The sequence below is a fragment of the Catenulispora yoronensis genome (genome assembly GCF_039531695.1).
Classification (GTDB): Bacteria; Actinomycetota; Actinomycetes; order Streptomycetales; family Catenulisporaceae; genus Catenulispora; species Catenulispora yoronensis.
The window spans coordinates 54,804-74,214 of the sequence record NZ_BAAAQN010000047.1; the positions used below are offsets into that span (position 1 = coordinate 54,804).

Sequence of the window (19,411 nt, forward strand, 5' to 3'; positions counted from 1 at the left end):
ATATCCGCTCGGAAGCCGTTCACTTGCGATAGTCCATACGCCTCGACCGCGTCCAGCCAGGCAGGCTCGCGGCGAGCAGGCCCAGGACATCGGCGGACCTCAGCACGCCGAGCCCGAGGGTCAGGAGCGGATGTCGTGCGAGCATCGGCCATCTCCGCAGATAGAGGGCGACCCGCCAGCCGATCCGGGTGGGGACCGCGGCCGCGGCCGGCGAAACCGAACGGGTCACCGACCGGAACTGAGTCCAGTAGTAGGCACGCCGGAACTGGCGCGCCGGCGAAAGCCGCCCCTCGTCGTGCCGGACGACGTGCCGGGTCCGCACAATGGCTGCACCGAGTGACCGGATCCGAAGGTCGAGGTCCTTGTCCTCGGCGAACATGAGATCGGGATGATGGCCCCCGACCTGCCAATACCGCTGCGCCGGAACGAATCGCACACTCTCCGCGTCGTCCGAATCTCGCATCACGCGCTTGTCGAGCCACTTGCACCGGGACCAGAACTCGTGGACGACCTGTTCCTCGGCGACACAGACCGCGATCGCTCCGTCACGGCATGCCCGAACACACTCGGCCAGCACACCGGGGCCCAGCACCATGTCGGCGTCGACGAAGTACAAGAACTCCCCTCGGGCATGCTGTGCCCCGACCAGCCGTCCGCCTCCCAGGCAGTCGTTCTGCCGAAGGTAGACCACAGCGATCGACTCCGCGTAGGAGGCAACAACAGCATCGGCGCCGTCAGCGCTCCGCGCGTCGTCGTTGACGATGACCTCGACGGCGCGGTAATCCTGCGCCTCGATCGAGGCAAGCAGACGCTCCAAACGCGCCGCACTGTTCAGGACGGGGACGATGATCGAGACAAGGCCTACCTCGGCCGTGCGATATCCGAGAACGAGCTCCTCGACACCGGCCGGGGCGGGGCGACCGGTCGGCGTCATCGTCGATCCGTCAGAGTCGCGCATGAGCGAGATCCTAACCTTATTTACCCCGTTTAACACTGTATGCCGGTATCTACGAAACTCGCGTCGAGATGCTCTCTGCGGCTCGTCGATCACAGCGACGTCCATCAGTCAGCCACCGATAGCAGCGAGGTGGGCTCCTCCGTTAGTCCGCGTAAGCACGCATATGAGAACTAGGCTGAGGTGGCATCAACTTCGCAATGCTGCTCGCGAGGTCCGAATCGACGCCCGCGTACTGCCTCGCCGCGGTCTCTGCGAACGTGCCCAGTGTGCCGATGTCCTCAATGAGGCGTTGGCGGAAGGTGGTCCAGTCTTCACCCAGTGCCTGAGTCACCTGTGCCAACGCGGCATCGCCCATCGCCGACGAGTACTCGTCGAGCTGATGCGGAGTCTCGGAGAGTTCGCCGCTCAGGCGGCTCAGCATGCTGCTCAGGTCGGAAATGTGGCCGAGGTCGGCCTTCAGCTGATCACTCATGACGAAGGTTCCCGATCAGGTGGGGGACGACGATGCGGCGGCAGAGCCAGTCGTTGACGGACTGGGTGTGTGTTGGCTCAGGTACGTCGAGAATCGCCAGCCGGCGCAGTAGCTCGCGTAGACTTTCCTACTGTCGGGAAAGGCGTTTTGCATCAGCTCACGTTCCCAGTCGGCCATGGTCTCGCCACCGAGAACGAGCCTGCGGTCGCCCTCGTATTTGTCCCACCACTCATTGAAATCGACCGTATTGATGATCTTGCCGTCGCGAATAACCGTGAAGGCAGGCGCCGGGTCGGCGAAGAGATGCTCGTTGTAGAACTCCTGGGCGATCGACAAGTCGAGGATTCGGGTCGGTGGCGTGTCGGGCGCCACATCGCAGCCAGCCACAGACGTCTGCGATGGCGGATGCGCGTCATTTGCGGAGCCCGTGCTCGAACACGCCATCGCGGCCGCGGCGATGCCTGCCGCCAGGGCCATCGCTCTCCCGGCACGAGCCGCACGACTGGCACGAGCCGCACGGCCGACACGAGCCGCACGACCCCCGCCACCCAAACCGGCGGCGGTCATTGCTGCCAGCCGAATCTGACGAGCATATCCGTCTCCAACTTCTGGAGCGTCTCGCCACCCAGTGTCATAGTTCCTTCATTCGCGTCGTACCAGTCGTTGAAAGCCACATTGTTCGTGACCTTGCCATCGATGACGATCGACGACATCGACTCCTTCTGATCGTCGGTCAGCGTCCCCGAGTTGTAGAGCGCTTGGACGGTCATCAGCTGAACGGATCTCTGCTCACCGATGTTCGAGGCATGGACCTGGGCCTGGGCGGCCTGGAGATGACCGGTGTCGAACCACTGGGGCGCGACCGCCCCCAGTCCGCCGGCGATGGGCTGAAAGCCGTTGTGCCACACCGAGGTGAAGCTCGCGTTGCCATAGACCCCGGTAGCCAGGTTCACCAGCATCAGGCGATCAGCGGCATTCGCGTCCTGCAACGCCGCCGCGTCGGTGATCCGGCCGGTCTCCGCCTTGTTGACGATCCCGTACAAGCTGGTCAGGCTGTCGATGTGAGCCAAGGGTGCCGTGGTGTGGCCTCCAGTCGCGGCCAAGGCGGCCATCATCTCCTTGCCCACACCCGTCTTGTAGACCCGTAGTTGGTCAGTATCCGAATATACGGTGTCAAGGAGGGCCGGCACGTCACCCGCTGCGACGCTGAGGCTCCCGGGCGGGTAGCCGGTGAGACCACGGCCCACGCTCTGCGACGACTTCGCGATGTCGTCGATGTAGGTATTCATGTACTGCGACATCGCGTTCTGCACCGGGCTCACCAGGACGGCCCCAGGGGCATAGGTGTGCATGTCCGCGGCAGCCGACAAGACATTCAGGGCGGCCGCCATGCCGTAAGGATCATTGCCGTGGAAGTCGCTCATTCCGTCCGCCGGGTTCGGAATGCCCGCTGCGAGGAGCAGATTCGCCTCCGCGACACCCTCCGTGGGGCTGTACTGGTTCTGGGATGCTCCGGCATCGAACGGGCCGAACTCGTCGACCCCGCCCCCGGCGCTCTCTGAAACCAGCAAGTCGCGCGCCAGCTCTGCCGCAGCAGGCGATCCGTCACCCAATGCCATCCGCGCCGCCAGCCCGTTCTCGGCACAACGCTGCAGGATAGGGGTGACTTCATCAAAGTCCGCGTAGGTGAGCCCGTGATAGCCGTCGCCCTGCACCAAGTGCTCGATGTTCTGGGTCAGCGCCGCTAGGAACGCGGCGCCTTGACCTTGCCCGTAGCTCTTGCCTGCTGGCCCGTACTTCATGAACATCGCCGCACTGAATGGGTCTTTCGCCGAACTCAGCTGCGCGAAGGCTCCCGACGAAAGCTGGCCGGCCGCTGCGGCCGCAGCGATCAAGCCACCCACTTTTCCCGCGATTTGCTTGGTGTAATCGTCGGGGCCCTTCGCATCCCCTGTGAGGGCAGTTGGCAACGTGCTCACATCGACGCCGGCAGCGTCGAAGAAGTCGTGAAGGAAGCCCGGATCGTTCTGGTGTGCGGCAGCGTCGGCCAGGACTTGCGCCAGAGCAGTGCGCTGCACGTCTGTCAGCGGCGGCTTGCCTTGCAGCGCGTCATGAAGCGCGGCCGCGTCGCTGAGAGCCGCGAACCGGATCTCCGGAGTCTCGCCCCGTTCCAACAACGGGCTCCCGTCGGACATACCGTCGGCCTGCGTGGCCAGCGTCAACTGCCGTGCTGCGGCTTTCGCTGCCGCGGCATGCTCCGCGGCAATGCGGTCCACGGTGATTTTGGCTGAACGCAGCTCATCACCCGGCGCGCTGGGACAGCAAGGTCTGGATCTCGGATCGCGCGGACTGCGCCTTGTCGAGAGCCTTGCTCGCTTCTGCTTGCTGGCTGGACAGCAACCCTGCGTACCGGTCTGTTGTGGAAGTTCCGTAGACGGTGCGCGCCTCTCCGAAGCGGAAAGCCGCTTGCTTGCATCGCGCCGCCACCGAGGCGAGCAGGTCGGCGAAGTTCTCGCCCGCACCGGATTTCCAGAACTGGTCGACGCAGACGCCGCCCAGCTGGTTGGACGCCGTGGCCAAGAGCTCAGAGAGGTTGCCGCACCACGTCCCCAGGTCCGCGACGCCGTCCGGATCGCCGGGGACCGGATCGGAGTCGTCGAGCGGACTCCAGTCGACCGGGCGTCCGCTGCCCGCGTCGCCCGTGTATTTCCCCATGACACCCCCCGCAACTCAGGCCGCCCATCGGCACCGGACCGCAACCTAGCAGGTATCAGAACCCTGAGTGAAGGGTCACCTCCACCACCCCACCCACCACTCGACAAACACCCGCCACACCCATAGCTATATCAGAGCTCTGCGATTAGTCTGGCCCCCGCTAGGACAGGTTGCAGCGCCGCCTTGGCGTCAGCGGGGCCGAGCCGACCGCACGGGGGCCGGGTGGGCGCGTTCATTCGTACGGAAGGAATCGAGGCTGTCGTGGGTAGCCGACTCCAGTCCGCAGGAATCCTGAGTGCCGCGGTCGCGGCCGTCCTATTCGTTGTGGCTGGTCCAGCCGCTGCGGTGGGGAACACGGGGAACGGTGCAGCAAGAGGTGCTATCGGTGGTGCGGCGAGTTCCACCGCGTTGGCGTTGAGCGGGTTCTCGTCCGTCGTCGCCGACTCCGCGCATCAGGAGGTGTTTGTCTCGGGGGTGGGTGGTGACCCGGTCGCGGTGACCGATTTCGGTGGCAGGGTGATCGGTACGCTTCCGGCGCTTGCCGGTGCGGGTGCGCTGGCTGTCTCGGACGGGGAGGGCATCCTCTACGCGGCGATTCGGGGCACGGACGAGATCGCGGCCGTCAACACGGCCACGTTGCAGGAAGTCGCCATCTACTTCACGGGGAGCGGCCACAATCCGCTGCATCTGGCCGTCGTCGGCAACGACGTCTGGTTCAGCTACGGCGGGTCCGGGCAGGCCGGCGGGGCTGGGATCGGGGTTCTCGACCCGGCTGCGCTGACTGTCAACACCACTCCCGAGCCCACGTTCTACTACGCTCCGCTGCTCGCCTCGGCGCATAGCGCGCCGAACACGTTGGTGGCCGGCAACGGCGCCATCAGTCCGTCCGTCATCGAGTCCTTTGATGTGTCGACCGGGTCACCCGTCCCCATCGCCAAGAGCAACCCGTGGGGGCAGCCGAGCCCCTGCTCGAACCTCAACCAGCTCGCCATCACCGCCGACGGTGCCAACGTCGTCGCGGCCTGCGGCGCGCCCTACCACGGCAGCCAGCTCGCGCTGAGCACCATGACCGAGAACGCCACCTACCCGACCGGCCCCTACCCGGGCTCCGTCGCTGTCGCGCCCGGCAGCGGCGCCATCGCGCTCGGCGTCTACGGTTCGCCCGCCGCGGTCGACGTGTTCAGCCCCGGCAACCCGACGCCCGTCGGGACCTATTCGTTCGGCGGCTTCGGCGCCTACGGCCTGGCGTGGAACCAGTCCGGATCGGAGTTGTTCGCCGTCACCACCCCGTCGACCCCGTCGTCCTCGGCCCCGACCCTGAACGTGATCGACATCCGCTGAGAGTGAATGGCGCGCTGCATGCGTGGCGGTCATGGACGGTCGCGGCCGTCACGCATGCAGCGCGTCCCGCCAGTAGTCCACCGGGTCCCCGCAGTGCGCCACCACGCGGTCGGTGAACACCGGCAGCAGCGGGTTCTCGTTGTCCGGCTGCCACACCGCGGCGATCTCCGTGATCGCGATGCGCGGCTCGACCGGGGCGTAGACCAGTCCCGGGTAGCGGCTCGCCATGCCCGCGCCGCTCAGCGCCGCGGCACCGCCGCACACCGCGAGCGCCATCGTCATCGGGTCTTCGCAGTGTTCGAGGATGTTCGGCATGAAGCCCGCGGCGTGGCAGGCGGCCAGGCAGCGGTCGTAGAACACCGGCATCCATCGGCGGCGGAACGAGGCGAAGCGCTCGCCGGCCAGGTCCGCGAGGCGGACTGTGCCGTCCGGCCGGATCGCGGGGTGGCCCTCGGGGAGGATGGCGATCAGGTGGTCGTCGCGCAGCGGCAGCACGCGCAGGTCGTCCTCGGAATCCTCCGTCGTGCGCAGGTACACGCAGACGTCGACGTCGTCGCGCCGCACCGCCGCGAGTTGGTCCTGCGGCCAGAAGCGGCGCACGTCGAACCGAGCGTCGGGCAGGGCGGAGAGCAGGTCGCGCAGCACCGGATGCAGGATGTCGTAGAGACCGCCGGCGACCACGCCGACGCGCAGCCGTCCGGTTCGGGCAGCGGCGAAGCCGAGCATCGCGTCCTCGGCGTCGTCGACCGCCCGCAGCACCCGGTACGCCTGGCGGAGCAGCGCCTCGCCGGCCGGGGTGAGCCGCACCGGGGTGGTGGAGCGGACGAACAACGGCGTGCGCACCGAGTGTTCCAGGGCTTTGATCTGCTGGCTCAGCGCGGGCTGGGACAGGTGCAGTGCGCGAGCGGCCGCGGTGAACGAACCGTGGTCGGCGATCGTCGCGAACGAGCGGAGCAAACGGACCTCGAACATCAATCGTCCCCTCGCACCTGGCTCGATAAGCACAGTGAATGGTCTAGTCCAGATTCAGTATTGGACCCCCCTCCCCGCTCTGCGCAAGTCTGGACCGGAGCGTGAGCAGCGGGCCCGAACAGGGCTTTTGAGCTGCGCATCCGCGCATCCGTCCGTCAAGCGAGGAGCAATACTGATATGAGTCACCAGTCCTGGAGCCGCACCGCCAGAACCGCGGCCGTCGCGGCCGTCACGGTGGCCGGCGCATTGATCGCCGCGCCGACCGCGTCAGCGGCGTCGACATCGGCGTCGGCGTCGGCGTCGGCGTCGGCATCGGCCAAGTCGCCCGCCCCCGCCGCGAGCCACTCCACCAGCGGCCACCTGAACACCACGTTCGACGGCGTCTTCACCTACCACGCCTGCCCGACCGGCTCCGCGGCCGGCGACTTCTGCCTGTCCGACGTCCTCACCGGCACCCTCCCCGGCGTGGGCGCCGTGACCGGCCACTTCGAGGTGGCCATCCACTTCGGCGCGTTCGGCGGGGCCAACTGCGGGCCGATCGAGAAGCACGGCTCGTTCACCGCCGCGGACGGCTCGTCCATCAATATCGACGCCGTCGGCACCTACTGCAGCAACCCCGGCGTCGCGGACTACGCCTTCACCGTGACCGGCGGCACCGGCAAGTTCAAGCACGCGCACGGCCACGGCTGCTGGCACGTCCCCGCGAACGCGGTCTACACCGACAACGGCGGCTCCGGTCCGGAGATCCTGACCGGCTCGCTGCACCGCGCCTGATCACCGGATCATCACCGCGGTAGTCCGCCTGGCCCCGGCTGTCCAAAACGGGGACCCTGGTTCGTCGAACCGTTGCGGGGCACTCCCCGACGAGTCGGAAGGCCAGGAGGCGCGATGCCGGAGTTCATGTTGTTGCTCTACGCACCCGAGGTTGAGGGTGCGCAGGAGCGGGAGCGGTGGGCGGCGCTGCCCGTCTGGGAGGAGATCACCGAATCCCTCCGGAAGTCGGGAACGCTCGTCGCCAACGGCCCACTGCATCCGTCGTCGAGCGCGACGACGGTCCGCGTGCGCGGCGACGAGACGGTGCTGACCGACGGTCCCTTCGCGACGACGAAGGAGATGCTGGCGGGCTTCTACCTGCTCGACTGCGCCGATCTCGACGAGGCACTGCGGCACGCCGCGCGGCTGCCCACGGCGCGGTACGGGTCGGTCGAGGTGCGGCCGCTGAGGCGGAGCGCGCCGTGAGCTTCGAGGCGGCCGTGGTCGACGCGGCCGTCGAGGCGGCCGTGGTGGAGGCGTTCCACACCGAGCGCACCGCCGTGCTGGCCACCCTCATCCGCCTGGTCGGGGACTTCCAACTCGCCGAGGACGCGCTCCAGGACGCCTTCGCCGCCGCCGTCGCCACGTGGCGCCGCGAAGGCGTCCCCAGGCGTCCCGGGGCGTGGCTGCTGGTCGCGGCGCGGCGGAAGGCCGTCGATCGGCTGCGGCGGGACAAGTCGATGGCGGAGCGCGCGGAGCGGCTGGCCGCGGAGATGCGGCTCCACGATCCGAACGAGGCCGGAGGCGTCGGCAGCCTCGGCGACGCCGACAACGACACGGCCAGCCGGATCGACGACGACCTGCTGCGGCTGATCTTCACCTGCTGCCACCCGGCCCTCGATCTGTCCGCGCGGGTGGCGCTGACGCTGCGCACGCTCGGCGGGATGACCACCGGGGAGATCGCGCGCGCCTTCCTGGTCGCGGAGCCCACGATGGGCAAGCGGATCGTCCGCGCCAAGCGGAAGATCGCCGACGCCCACATCCGGTACCGCGTGCCGCCCGACGAGGAGCTGCCGGAGCGGCTGAACGGGGTCCTGCGCGTCGTCCACCTGATCTTCAACGAGGGCTACTCGGCGGCGCACGGCCCGGACCTGGTCCGCACCGACCTCTGCGATTCGGCGATCCGGCTGGCGCGGCTGCTGAGCGAGCTGATGCCGCAGGAGTCGGAAGTATGGGGGCTGCTCAGCCTGACGCTGCTGCACGACGCGCGACGCGGCGCCCGTAGCGACGCCGACGGCAGGTATGTCGCGCTCCAGGACCAGGACCGATCGTTGTGGGACCGCGGCCGCGTCAGCGAGGGGTTGCGCGCCCTGGAACGCACGGATCGGCCCGGGACGTATCAGATCCAGGCGGTGATCGCGGCGTTGCACATGCAGGCGCGGGATCCCGACGACACCGACTGGACGCGTATCGCGGAGCTCTACAGCGCTCTCGCGCAGTTCGATCCGTCGCCGGTGGTCAAGGTGAACCACGCGACCGCCATCGGTTTCGCTGACGGCCCCCGGGCCGGACTGGCGCTCCTCAACGCGCTTCGCGACGACTCCGCCCTCGCCGGATACCAACCGCTGCATGCTGCGCGCGCCGAGTTCCTGGTCCGGGCCGGGGACCTGTCCGGAGCGGCGGAGGCCTACGCACTGGCCATCGGGCTCAGCGCCAATGCTGTGGAGCGGAGCGAGCTTGAGCGGCGGGCGGCGGCGGTGCGGCGGAGCGAGCAAGCTTGAGCGGCGGTCTGCGGTCGGCGGGCGGCGGGCAGAGCGGCGGAGCGGCGGAGCGGCTGGTCTGAGCGGGGCCGGCGATCCGCGACGCCGCCGATTCGCGGTCCTGGCCCGCGCCGCCCGTCCACCTCCGTAGACTCGTCGCATGGCATCTCCCGAACCGGCCCATTACGCCCTCGAAGCCGACGAAGCTGCCGACGCCGCCGAAGCGCTGGGCCAGGAACCCGGCCCGGAGCCTGATCAGGAACCCGGCCAGGAACCCGGCGAGGCCGGCGAGATCCTGCGCCGCGTCTTCGGCTACTCCTCCTTCCGCGGCGCGCAACGGGAGATCGTCGACACCGTCATCGGCGGCGGCGACGCGCTGGTGCTGATGGCCACCGGCGGCGGCAAGTCGCTCTGCTACCAGATCCCGGCGCTGGTGCGGCCGGGCGTCGGCGTGGTGATCTCGCCGCTGATCGCGCTGATGCAGGACCAGGTGGACGCGCTCAACGCGGTGGGCGTGCGGGCCGGGTTCCTCAACTCGACGCAGGACCCTGACGAGCGCCGGTTCGTCGAGTCCATGTTCGTCTCCGGCCAGCTGGACCTGCTGTATATGGCGCCGGAGCGGCTGCGCTCGGAGTCGGCGCTGCAACTGCTGGACCGGGGCAAGATCTCGCTGTTCGCCATCGACGAGGCACACTGCGTGGCGCAGTGGGGCCACGACTTCCGGCCCGACTACCTCGCGCTGTCGATGCTGCACGAGCGCTGGCCCGACGTCCCGCGCATCGCGCTCACCGCGACCGCCACCGAGGCCACCCACAAGGAGATCGCCGAGCGGCTGAACCTCGGCGCGGCCAAGCACTTCGTGGCCAGCTTCGACCGGCCGAACATCCAGTACCGGATCGCGGCGAAGGCCGAGCCGAACCGGCAGCTGCTGGAGCTGCTGCGGACCGAGCACCCGGGCGAGGCGGGCATCGTCTACTGCCTGTCCCGGGCCTCCACCGAGAAGACCGCGAAGTTCCTGGTCGACAACGGTGTCAGTGCCCTGCCGTACCACGCTGGCCTGGACGCTCGGACCCGGGCCCAGGCGCAGGCCCGGTTCCTGCGCGAGGACGGCCTGGTGATGGTCGCCACCATCGCCTTCGGCATGGGCATCGACAAGCCGGACGTGCGCTTCGTCGCACACCTGGACCTGCCCAAGTCGGTCGAGGGCTACTACCAGGAGACCGGCCGCGCCGGCCGGGACGGGCTGCCGTCGACCGCCTGGCTCGCCTACGGCCTCCAGGACGTGGTCCAGCAGCGCAAGATGATCAGCTCCTCCGACGGCGACGACGCCTACCGCCGCCAGCTCACCGCGCACCTGGACGCGATGCTGGCGCTGTGCGAGACCGTGGAGTGCCGCCGGGTGCAGCTGCTGGCGTACTTCGGCCAGAAGGGCGAGCCCTGCGGCAACTGCGACACCTGCCTCAACCCGCCGCACACCTGGGACGGCACGGTCCCCGCGCAGAAGCTGCTGTCCACGATCTTCCGCCTGAAGTCCGAGCGCAACCAGCGCTTCGGCGCCGGCCAGTGCATCGACATCCTGCTGGGCAAGGAGACCCCGAAGGTCACCCAGTTCCGGCACAACCAACTCAGTGTCTTCGGGGTCGGCAAGGAGCTGAGCGACGGCGAGTGGCGCGGCGTGGTCCGCCAGCTGCTGGCCCAGGGGCTGCTGATGGTCGAGGGCGACTACAGCACGCTGGCCCTGACCGCCGACAGCGGCGCCGTCCTGCGCGGCGAGCGCAAGGTCCCGCTGCGGCGCGAGCCGGAGCGGCCGGCCAAGGCCGCGAAGGCCGCCCGGCAGCAGGCGGCCGCGGTCGACGATCTGGCGGACGAGGCCAAGCCGCTGTTCGAGAAGCTCCGGGCCTGGCGCGGCGCGACCGCCAAGGAGCAGGGCGTCCCGGCCTACGTGGTGTTCCACGACGCGACGCTGCGCGCCATCGCCACCCACGTCCCGTCCACGCTCGCGCAGCTCGGGACGATCAGCGGCGTCGGCGAGAACAAATTGGCCAAGTACGGGCAAGGAATCCTCGACACGCTGGCGGACGCGCCGCGCCCGGCGCAGTCGTCGGGGCAGTCCTCGGCGCAGTCCTCGGCGCAGTCCTCGGCGCAGTCCTCGACACAGATCCCCGCGCAGACCCCGGTACAGACGACGATCGCGGACGAGCTCCCCATCGAGAAGGAGAGCCCGGCTCCGCGAACGCCCCGGATGAAGGCCCGGAAGGAGTTCATCGAGTTCCCGGAGGACACCGTGGAATCGGACTACCTCCCGGTCCCTCCCGACGACGACATCCCGTTCCCCGACGAGTACCCGTACGGAGACCTGCCGGAGGACTACTGAGAACCGCCGCTACAGATAGACCCCGTTCACCTCGAACGTCTGCACCGTGTTCGGCGAGAACCACGACCAGAACACCTTCCCGTGCAGGAACGTGTCCGCGTGGTACGTGTACGCGTCCCCGCCTCCGGTCTGCGTCGCCCACCGGCCGACCAGGCCGTTGCCGCCGGAGCCGGTGACGGTGCCGAACTTCGACAGATCGAAGTTGATCCACTGGCCGGTGCCGTAGTTGGTGCAGACGACGACCAGCTTGTGGTTGGCGGCGTCGTAGGCGGCGACCGTGTTTCCGTCGCCGCCGGAGATGATCCGCATCCCGGGCCGGATGTGGCGGGTGTACTGCGCCAGCACGTAGTACTTCGGGTTCACCGCGCCGGTGGTGCCGGCGGCCTCGTCGCACTGGATCGTGCCCCAGCCGCCGCCGTCCACCACCTGCCAGTAGACCCAGGCGGTCGGATGCAGCCAGGTGAAGTCCAGATTCAGGTTGCTGGCCAAGGACATCCCGGAGGCGTCGCCCTCGCCGTATTCGGAGTTCCACAACGTCTTGCCGGAGGCTTTCGCCGCCGTGTAGAGCAGGTCGCGGCGGCCGCCGCCGTACTGGTAGCCGTGGGTGTTGATCTTGCCGACGTTGCCCTTGGCCGTGGCGCTCAGGGCGTTCCAGGTCGAGCGGGCCAGATCGTAGGAGGTCTCGTCGGAGGCCGTCACGATGGCGCCCAGACCGCGCGAGTTCAGCTCGGCCCGCAGGTAGTTGATGACCGTCTGCTGGGTCGAGACGTCGAAGTGGCAGCCCTCCTGCGAGCTGGTGTCGGCCACCCACCACCCGGACGACGGCTCGTTGAAGGCCTCCACGGAGTGGAACTGGAAACCCCAGCGGTCGTGCGCGTACTTCGCGATCGTCGCGAGGTACACGGCGTGCTGCTGGTAGTTCCAGGACTGGAGGTTGTCGGAGGTCCCGTCGGCCGAGCCCGAGGGGTTGTGGTTGTAGCACATCCACCAGATCGGCGAGTTCGAGAACAGCTCGAACAGGTTCGCGCCGCGGTCCCGGGCCTTCCAGAGCATGTTGCGCTGCGGCGCGTCGGCGTACCAGTTCCAGCTCGCCGAGGAGGGATCGGCCGAGTACCAGTCCAGCCAGTAGCCCTCGACCTGGCGCGTGGCCTGCACGGCCTTCCCCGGCACCATCGTGGCGCCGCCGATCGAGTTCCAGGTGGAGGCCCCGGCGTTGTAGCGGACGATGTTCAGCCCGAGGCCCGGCAGCGTGCCCCCGTTGTAAGGGGCCTGGTTCAGGGTGAAGAAGATGTCGGCGAGGTCGTCCCGGTTCCCGAAGGCCTTGGCCCACCAGGCCAGGGACGTGCCCCAGCCTTCCCAGGTGCCCCAGGAGGTGCCGGGGTCGATCGTGGTTGTCGAGTCGGCCCGCGCGGTCCCGGTCCCCGGTCCGGAGAACGAGACGGCGCCGGCGGCAGCGGCGGAGGTGGCGAGCAGGGTGCGACGGCGCAAAGAGTATTCGGCCACGAATGTCAGTCTACGAATTCACAGGGCGATCGAAAGAGCCGCTCGCGAGGCGATCCGGCCACCGCCGGGTGAACGGCCCGGCCCCGGGCCGCCGGACACGCGCAGGACGCGCAGGACGCGCACCGGACGCGCGCCGCGCGGAACAGGGCATCCGGGCCGGTCCGCGGGCGGAACCGGCCAAGTCCGCCAACCGGATTGCTGACCTGCGGCGCAGCCTCGAACCGGTTACCGTGGTGCCACCCCCTTGGGCTACCGTAGCCCGTGCCGGGCCGTGAATCGCGCCGGACCGGTCCAACGGAGGGGATCACACTTTGTCGTCGAGTTTCCCGACGGTGGCGATAGCCGTCATCGCCGTAGCGTCCGCGACCCGCGCGTTCTCGAAGAACTACGGGACCGGGCGCGGTAGACGAGCCGGGGGCGTCCCGCAGAACGACGTCTTGAAACCGGTGCCGGTGGACCGGTCCTTCGGCGATCCGGAGCTGGCCGCGCTGCGGCAGGCGGCGCGGGTCGCCGACTGGCCGGGCATGGAGGCGGTGCTGCGCCCGGTGCGCGGACGCGGCGACTTCGCCCGGCTGACGTTCCTCGTCGGCGGCGTCGACGACCTCGGCGGGGACTTCCTGCTCAAACTGCCCGAGCAGTTCCCGCAGGACCCGCTGGCGCTGACCGTGGCCGGCGCCCGGCACACCGCCTGGGCCTGGGAGGCCCGCACCGGCTACCGCGCCACCCAGGTCAGCCAGGAGCAGTTCCGCGTCTTCCACGAGCGGCTCAAGGTCGCCGAGGAGTACCTCTACACGGCCGCCGAGCTCGATCCGGAGAACGCCGCGCCCTGGTACACGCTATGCATCAGCGGCCGGGGGCTAGAGCACGGCGCCGAGGTCACCCGCCGCCGGTTCGAGGCCGGGATCCGGCGCGCCCCGGACCACGTCGGCCTGCACCGGCAGATGCTGCAACAGCTGTGCGCGAAGTGGGGCGGGTCGCACGAGGCGATGCACGCCTTCGTCAAGGAGTCCCTGGCCGGGGCCCCGGCCGGCAGCGGCCTGGGCGAGCTCGCCGCGCTGGCGCATCTGGAGCACTGGCTCGATCTGGAGCAGGGCGCGGACGAGGCCTACATCACCGGCGCGGCGGTCCGGCAGGACCTGCGGGAGGTCGCGCAGGCCACGGTCCTGCACCCGGCGTTCGCGCCGACGTCCTCGCCGTATCCGGCGCTGAACTCCTTCGCGATGGCGTTCTGGCTGTCCGGCGACAAGGAGACGGCGGCCCGGCTGTTCGAGCGGATCGGGGACCACGTGACCCAGACCCCGTGGCAATACCGGGGCGATCCGGAGAAGGTCTTCGCGGTGGCCCGGCAGGACTGCGTCAAAAAGCGGAAGAAGTAGGGGAACCAGACAGTGAGCACCGATTCCGGCCACACCTTCCAAGTCGACCTGCGCGGACTGGTCGACCTGCTCTCCCACCACCTCTACTCCTCCCCCAAGGTGTATCTGCGGGAGCTGATGCAGAACGCGGTCGACGCCATCACCGCGCGGCGGCTGCTGGACCCGGCCGCCCCGGCCCGCATCACCATTCGCACCGGCGTCGACGGCGGCATCCGGGTCGAGGACTCCGGCGTCGGCCTGACCGAGGCCGACGTGCACACCTTCCTGGCCACCATCGGCCGCTCCTCCAAGCGCGCCGCCGACGGCGGGCTGGACGTCTCGGCGGCGCGGCAGGACTTCATCGGCCAGTTCGGCATCGGCCTGCTGGCCTGTTTCGTGGTCGCCGACGAGATCACCGTGGTCTCGCGCAGCGCCCGGGACGCCGGCGCGCCGGCCGTGGAGTGGCGCGGGCGCAGCGACGGCACGTACCGGATCAAGACCCTGCCGGCCGGGTCGGTGCCTCAGCCCGGCACCACGGTCACCCTGGTCCCGCGCGCCGACGGCAGCGAGTGGCTGGAGCCGGGGCGGGTGCTGCGGCTGGCCCGGCACTTCGGCTCGCTGCTGCGCTACGACGTCGAGGTGGTCGACAAGTTCGGCGACGTCGCCAAGGTCAACGACACCCCGGCGGTCTGGGACCGGCCGTACGGCTCCCCGCTGGCCCGGCGGCAGGCGCTGGCCGGCTACGCCAAGGCGGTGTTCGACTTCACCCCGCTGGACACCATCGACCTGGACATCCCGCTGGTCGGGCTCAAGGGCGTGGCGTTCGTGCTGCCCACGCCGGTGCACCCGACCAAGCACTCCGGGCACCGGGTGCACCTGAAGGGCATGCTGCTCTCGGACCAGGCGCAGGAGCTGGTGCCGGACTGGGCCTTCTTCGTGTCCTGCGTCGTGGACACCACCGGGCTGCGGCCCACCGCCTCGCGCGAGGCGCTGTACGAGGACGAGACGCTGGCCGCGGTGCGCGACGCGATCGGCGAGCGGATCCGGGAGTGGCTGGTCGGCCTGGCCGCCTCGGACCTGGCGCTGCTGCGGCGCTTCCTGGACGTGCACCACCTGGCGGTCAAGGCGCTGGCCCGGTACGACGACCGGCTGCTGGCGCTGCTGCTGCCGTGGCTGCCGTTCGAGACCACCGACGGCAACGTCAGCCTGGACGAGTTCGCCCGCGCGCACCCGGTGGTGCTGGTCACGCAGTCGGTCGAGGAGTTCCGCCAGGTGGCGCCGATCGCCGCGGCGGCCGGCCTCGGCGTGGTCAACGGCGGCTACGTCTACGACCGGGAGCTGGTGCTGCGGCTGCCGGAGATCCGGCCCGGCACCACGGTCGCCGACCTGGACCCGGAGACGGTCAGCGCGCACCTGGACACCGTGGACCCGGCCGCCGAGCTGGCCGCCGCGGCGTTCCTGGCCCGGGCCCGGGCGGTCTGCGACAAGTTCGACACCGACGTGGCGCTGCGCGCCTTCCAGCCGGTCGGGGTGCCGGCCATGCTGGTGGACAACCGCGAGGCCCGGCACGAGCGGCGGCGGGCCGAGCTGTCGGCGGACGCCGACGAGCTGTGGGCCGGGATCCTGGGCTCGCTGGGCTCCACCGCGCCGCGGGCCCAGCTGATCGTCAACCATCTCAATCCCCTGATCCGGAAGATCGCCGACATCGGCGACGCGGCGCTGTCCGAGACCGCGATCGAGGCGCTGTACGGGCAGGCGCTGCTGCTGTCCCGGCGTCCGCTGCGGCCGGCCGACCACGCGCTGCTGAACAAGTCCTTCATCGGGCTGCTGGAGTTCGCCGCGCACGCGGCGACCCCGGGACCGGGCGCGGGCCGGCCGAACGGCGGCAGCGGCGGGAGCGGCGACAACCCCGGCGCCGGCGGCGGGGCCGGGAATACGGGCACTGACACCTGGGGGGACGTGTGAGCGGCTTCGCCTCGCGGGAGGAGTTCTTCGGCGCGCTGCGCGAGAACCGCGACCGGGCCCCGGGCCGGGCCAAGGCGGCGATCGCCGAGGAGATCGTCGAGGCCGCCGAGTCCTTCGGCGACGACGAGGTGACCGTCACCGCGCTGGTGGAGCTGATGGGCGCCTACCACGGCAGCGGCGAGAGCGTGAAGTACCCCGTGGCGTTCGCGCGCCTGCTCCGGCTGTGGGACCAGAACCCGAAGGCCTTCGACGACTGGGAGTCGCACCGGGTCTTCTGGTACTTCAAGTGGGTCGGCTCCGGGCTGCTGAGCACCCCGGAGGTGCCGCTGGCCTCGATCCGCGGCTGGATCACCGAGATGCGCAAGCGCTACCTGGCCGCCGGACACGGGCTGCAGCCGGTGTACGGACAGCTCTACTCGCTCGCCGACCACGTGGGCCAGGGCGAGGAGCTGGCCTACGAGCTGTGGGCGACGCGCGGCCGGGGACGGATGAGCGACTGCGAAGCCTGCGAAGCCCGGGCGCGGGCCGAGTACCACTTCGAGCGCGGGCAGGACGAGCGGGGGCTCAAGGAGCTGGAGCCGACGCTGGACGGCCGCAGCACCTGCGACGAGGAGCCGCAGTCCAGCCAGGCCCGGGCGCTGCTGCCGCTGGTGCGGCTGGGCCGGCTGGACGAGGCGCGCGGGGCGCACCTGGCGTCGTACCGGACGGTGCGCGGCAAGGAGGCGAACCTGACCTCGGTCGGGCGGCACCTGGAGTTCTGCGCGCTGACCGGGAACGAGGCGCGGGGCCTGGAGCTGCTGGCGCAGAACCGGGCGCTGTTCGGGTTCGCGGCGTCGCCGCTGAACCGGCTGGACTTCCTCACCGGGGTGGAGGTGCTGCTGCGGCGCCTGGCCGAGGTCGGGCACGGCGCCACGCCGTGCGGCGGGCCGCTGGGCCGGGAGTGGACGGTCGCGGAGCTGCTGGCGTCGGTCGGCGCGGAGAGCGACGCGCTGGCGGCGCGGTTCGACGCGCGCAACGGGACGGAGTCCGTGTCCCGCCGGCGGACGGAGCAGTTGGCGCAGCGGCCGCTGGTGGCCGAGTTGAACCTCGGGGTGCGGTCGGCGGGATTGGAGAGCACTGAGACGGGTGGCGGGTCGGTCGGGTCGGGCGGCTCGGTGCCGGGCTCGAGCAGCTCAGGCGGCTCGGTGCCCGTGCCGCGTTCCGGCGGAGCCGCCGGGTCGCAGGCCGCTGAGACAGTCGTGCCGGACGACTTCGCCGAGCTGGTGGCCGAGGTGCTGCGGCTGGACCGACACACCCATCCCTCGTCGCGCATCCTGTGGGACGCGCTGCTGGAGCGGGCCGCCGACGCGGACGCCGATCAGCTGACCGACTCGCTGCGCGGCGAGATCGCGACCGAGCGGGCCAGCCGGGCGCACGGCGAGCGGCAGTGGGACGACGTCGAGCGGTACTTCGCCGAGGCCGCCGAATGCTACGAGCGGGCCGGACGGCCGGACCGCGTGATCGCCTCCGAGGCCCGGATCCTGTGGAGCCGCGCCATCCGGGACCAGGACACCGACGCCGCGGTGTCCGCGTCCGCGGCCTGGCCGGCGCTGGACGCGCTGCTGGAGCGCGTCGACGCCGTCCTCGACGCGGGCGGCTTCGCCGACACCGAGGCGCTCCAGGACGCGCGCGTCCAGAAGCTGGTGGTCCGGCAAAGCCGGGTGTTCACCGCCCGCAACCCCGCCCTGCGCGCCGCCGACGGAACCGAGCGCGAGCGCTGGGTGGCCACCTTCCGCCAGGAGGCGGCGGCACTCATCGCCGACGCGGAGAGATACGGCATCCCCCAGCGCATCGCCCTGGTGCTGGAATCGCTGGCGGAGTACGACGCCACCCACGACGACCCGGTCGCCGCCGAAGCCGCGGCCCGGCGCGCGATCGAGATCTTCCGCGAACTCGACTGGCCATGGCGGATGCACCGGGCCCGGATGCTGCTCGGCCTGGCGCTGGCCGGCCAGGAACGCTACGGCGACGCGGTGCAGGCACTGCAGACCGGCATCTCCGAGGCCCACCCGGCAGTCGAACCCGAGGAACTGACGCACCTGTACCGCCTGCTCGGCGAGTCGGCCCTGCAAGGCGGCGAACTCGCGACCGCGGTACGGACATTCGCCGAGGCCGCAGTGCGACTGGACCGCGAAGGCGACACCTTCGGGGCAGCGGAGACGCGGTGGCGGATGAGCAACGCGCTGACGATGCAGGGACAGGTCGCCGACGCGGTGGCGGTTTTGGAGACGCTGGTCGACGAGCCGTTCGGGGAAACCGAAACCGAAGCTGATGCCGGGGCCCGGACCGAAGCTGAGGCTGAGGCTGGAACCGAGGCTGATGGCGGGGCCGGGGCCGAGGGTGAAGCCGGGGCCCGGACCGAAGCTGAAGCCGGAACCGAGGCCGACAGCGACAGCGACAGCGACAGCGACAGCGACAGCGACAACAACACGGACAGCAACAGCAGCAACAACAGCGCGGATGGCTCGCGGTCGGCGCATCGCAAGCACCCCACTCGCTCCGACATGCTGATGGTGCAGATCCGTGCGGACCTGGCGCGTGGGCTGTTGGCGTTGGAGGAGCCGCGGGCGGCGGCGGTGGAGTTCTTGCATGTCGCGGATGCTGTTGACGGCTGGCCCGATCCGAGTCGGCTCACGGCTGCCGCGGCGGAGGCGGCGGCGGCGCTGGCCTTGGCGCGCAACTGGGATGGAGCGCGGGCCGCGCTGGCGCGGGCGATCGCGGCCAATGCGGTGGCGCCCCGGATTCCCGATCTGAACGAGGCGCTGCGGGACATGGCCGGGGAGGCGATGAACACGCACGGCGCCGAGGGGCTGGAGGAGGCGCTCGGCTACCTGGCGCAGGCCGACCGGTTGCGCACCGAGTTCCCGGAGGTGGCCCAGGTGCAGTTCGTCAGCCTCGATGTCGACGAGGCCCAGGTCTGCTACACCCGCGGTTGGGTGCTGAACACCGCCGGGCGTCCGGAGGAGGCGATCGCCGAGCTGGAACGCTCGGTCACGCTCTACGACCGCCCCGGCTTCTCGGAGATACCGCCGCGGTACGAGGCGATCAGGTTCGCCGCGATCATCGAGCACCGGGCGATGAGCCGCCCCGACGCTGCCAAGGCCCGTCTGGACAAGGCCATCGCCGAGGCGGAGAAGGCCGGGCACGCTGACGGCCTGGCGACGCTGCAAAAGCTGCGCGGTGCTCTGCGGTAGCGCAAAACAC

General features: G+C 70.1%; 15 protein-coding genes. 8 read left to right on the forward strand and 7 right to left on the reverse strand.

What is annotated here, in order from left to right:
• Positions 1-19: 19 nt before the first annotated feature.
• The 5 genes from ABD481_RS31565 to ABD481_RS31585 all read right to left on the reverse strand — a co-directional run bounded on the left by ABD481_RS31565 (position 20) and on the right by ABD481_RS31585 (position 4,145).
• Complete coding sequence (locus tag ABD481_RS31565) at positions 20-1,063, reverse strand: glycosyltransferase family 2 protein (protein WP_344669463.1); 1,044 nt, start codon at positions 1,061-1,063, stop codon at positions 20-22.
• A gap of 37 nt (positions 1,064-1,100) precedes the next feature.
• Complete coding sequence (locus ABD481_RS31570; protein ID WP_344669464.1) at positions 1,101-1,430, reverse strand: hypothetical protein; 330 nt, start codon at positions 1,428-1,430, stop codon at positions 1,101-1,103.
• Positions 1,431-1,445: 15 nt separating this feature from the next.
• Positions 1,446-1,907 (reverse strand): hypothetical protein, encoded by a 462-nt coding sequence (locus tag ABD481_RS31575; protein ID WP_344669465.1) that lies wholly within the window; start codon positions 1,905-1,907, stop codon positions 1,446-1,448.
• Between the two features lie 86 nt (positions 1,908-1,993).
• The gene (locus ABD481_RS31580; protein ID WP_344669466.1) at positions 1,994-3,706 is read right to left on the reverse strand and encodes a hypothetical protein; all 1,713 of its coding nucleotides are present in this window, start codon (positions 3,704-3,706) and stop codon (positions 1,994-1,996) included.
• A 25-nt stretch (positions 3,707-3,731) separates the two neighbouring features.
• On the reverse strand, positions 3,732-4,145 hold the full coding sequence (locus ABD481_RS31585) for a hypothetical protein (protein WP_344669467.1): 414 nt from the start codon (positions 4,143-4,145) through the stop codon (positions 3,732-3,734).
• 516 nt (positions 4,146-4,661) lie between these two features.
• On the opposite strand from ABD481_RS31585, the gene ABD481_RS31590 reads away from it, so the two are divergent.
• Positions 4,662-5,486 carry a YncE family protein gene (locus ABD481_RS31590; RefSeq protein WP_344669468.1) on the forward strand — a complete coding sequence of 275 codons (825 nt, stop codon included), beginning with the start codon at positions 4,662-4,664 and terminating at the stop codon, positions 5,484-5,486.
• 48 nt (positions 5,487-5,534) lie between these two features.
• Here ABD481_RS31590 and ABD481_RS31595 read toward each other — a convergent pair whose 3' ends face one another.
• Complete coding sequence (locus tag ABD481_RS31595; RefSeq protein ID WP_344669469.1) at positions 5,535-6,458, reverse strand: LysR family transcriptional regulator; 924 nt, start codon at positions 6,456-6,458, stop codon at positions 5,535-5,537.
• A 177-nt stretch (positions 6,459-6,635) separates the two neighbouring features.
• Between ABD481_RS31595 and ABD481_RS31600 the strand changes: the two genes are divergently transcribed.
• From ABD481_RS31600 to recQ, 4 genes are all read left to right on the forward strand, one after another.
• On the forward strand, positions 6,636-7,232 hold the full coding sequence (locus ABD481_RS31600) for a hypothetical protein (protein ID WP_344669470.1): 597 nt from the start codon (positions 6,636-6,638) through the stop codon (positions 7,230-7,232).
• A gap of 114 nt (positions 7,233-7,346) precedes the next feature.
• Positions 7,347-7,697: a YciI family protein gene (locus tag ABD481_RS31605; protein WP_344669471.1), complete on the forward strand. Its 351-nt coding sequence runs from the start codon at positions 7,347-7,349 to the stop codon at positions 7,695-7,697.
• Complete coding sequence (locus ABD481_RS31610) at positions 7,694-8,992, forward strand: RNA polymerase sigma factor (RefSeq protein ID WP_344669472.1); 1,299 nt, start codon at positions 7,694-7,696, stop codon at positions 8,990-8,992. The genes ABD481_RS31605 and ABD481_RS31610 overlap by 4 nt, the downstream gene beginning before the upstream one ends.
• A 139-nt stretch (positions 8,993-9,131) precedes the next feature.
• Positions 9,132-11,345 (forward strand): DNA helicase RecQ, encoded by a 2,214-nt coding sequence (gene recQ, locus ABD481_RS31615; protein WP_425559337.1) that lies wholly within the window; start codon positions 9,132-9,134, stop codon positions 11,343-11,345.
• A gap of 9 nt (positions 11,346-11,354) precedes the next feature.
• Here the strand turns inward: recQ and ABD481_RS31620 are convergent, their stop codons facing one another.
• On the reverse strand, positions 11,355-12,848 hold the full coding sequence (locus ABD481_RS31620; RefSeq protein ID WP_344669473.1) for a glycoside hydrolase: 1,494 nt from the start codon (positions 12,846-12,848) through the stop codon (positions 11,355-11,357).
• Between the two features lie 311 nt (positions 12,849-13,159).
• Here ABD481_RS31620 and ABD481_RS31625 point away from each other — a divergent pair, with 311 nt between their 5' ends.
• From ABD481_RS31625 to ABD481_RS31635, 3 genes are read left to right on the forward strand one after another with little or no spacing between them, the layout of a single operon-like run.
• Complete coding sequence (locus tag ABD481_RS31625) at positions 13,160-14,224, forward strand: hypothetical protein (protein WP_344669474.1); 1,065 nt, start codon at positions 13,160-13,162, stop codon at positions 14,222-14,224.
• A gap of 12 nt (positions 14,225-14,236) precedes the next feature.
• Positions 14,237-16,168, forward strand: coding sequence for an HSP90 family protein (locus tag ABD481_RS31630; RefSeq protein ID WP_344669475.1), 1,932 nt, complete (start codon positions 14,237-14,239; stop codon positions 16,166-16,168).
• Positions 16,165-19,401, forward strand: a complete 3,237-nt coding sequence (locus tag ABD481_RS31635) for a hypothetical protein (protein WP_344669476.1) — start codon at positions 16,165-16,167, stop codon at positions 19,399-19,401. Before ABD481_RS31630 ends, ABD481_RS31635 begins: the two co-directional genes overlap by 4 nt.
• The last annotated feature ends 10 nt before the right edge of the window (positions 19,402-19,411 follow it).

Bases quoted from the DNA above. Each gene is read 5' to 3' on its own strand.
- ABD481_RS31570 (WP_344669464.1), bottom strand. From the start codon at position 1,430: ATGAGTGATCAGCTGAAGGCCGACCTCGGCCACATTTCCGACCTGAGC.
- ABD481_RS31575 (WP_344669465.1), bottom strand. From the start codon at position 1,907: ATGGCCCTGGCGGCAGGCATCGCCGCGGCCGCGATGGCGTGTTCGAGC.
- ABD481_RS31600 (WP_344669470.1), top strand. From the start codon at position 6,636: ATGAGTCACCAGTCCTGGAGCCGCACCGCCAGAACCGCGGCCGTCGCG.
- ABD481_RS31585 (WP_344669467.1), bottom strand. From the start codon at position 4,145: ATGGGGAAATACACGGGCGACGCGGGCAGCGGACGCCCGGTCGACTGG.
- ABD481_RS31605 (WP_344669471.1), top strand. From the start codon at position 7,347: ATGCCGGAGTTCATGTTGTTGCTCTACGCACCCGAGGTTGAGGGTGCG.
- ABD481_RS31565 (WP_344669463.1), bottom strand. From the start codon at position 1,063: ATGGACGTCGCTGTGATCGACGAGCCGCAGAGAGCATCTCGACGCGAG.
- ABD481_RS31595 (WP_344669469.1), bottom strand. From the start codon at position 6,458: ATGTTCGAGGTCCGTTTGCTCCGCTCGTTCGCGACGATCGCCGACCAC.
- recQ (WP_425559337.1), top strand. From the start codon at position 9,132: ATGGCATCTCCCGAACCGGCCCATTACGCCCTCGAAGCCGACGAAGCT.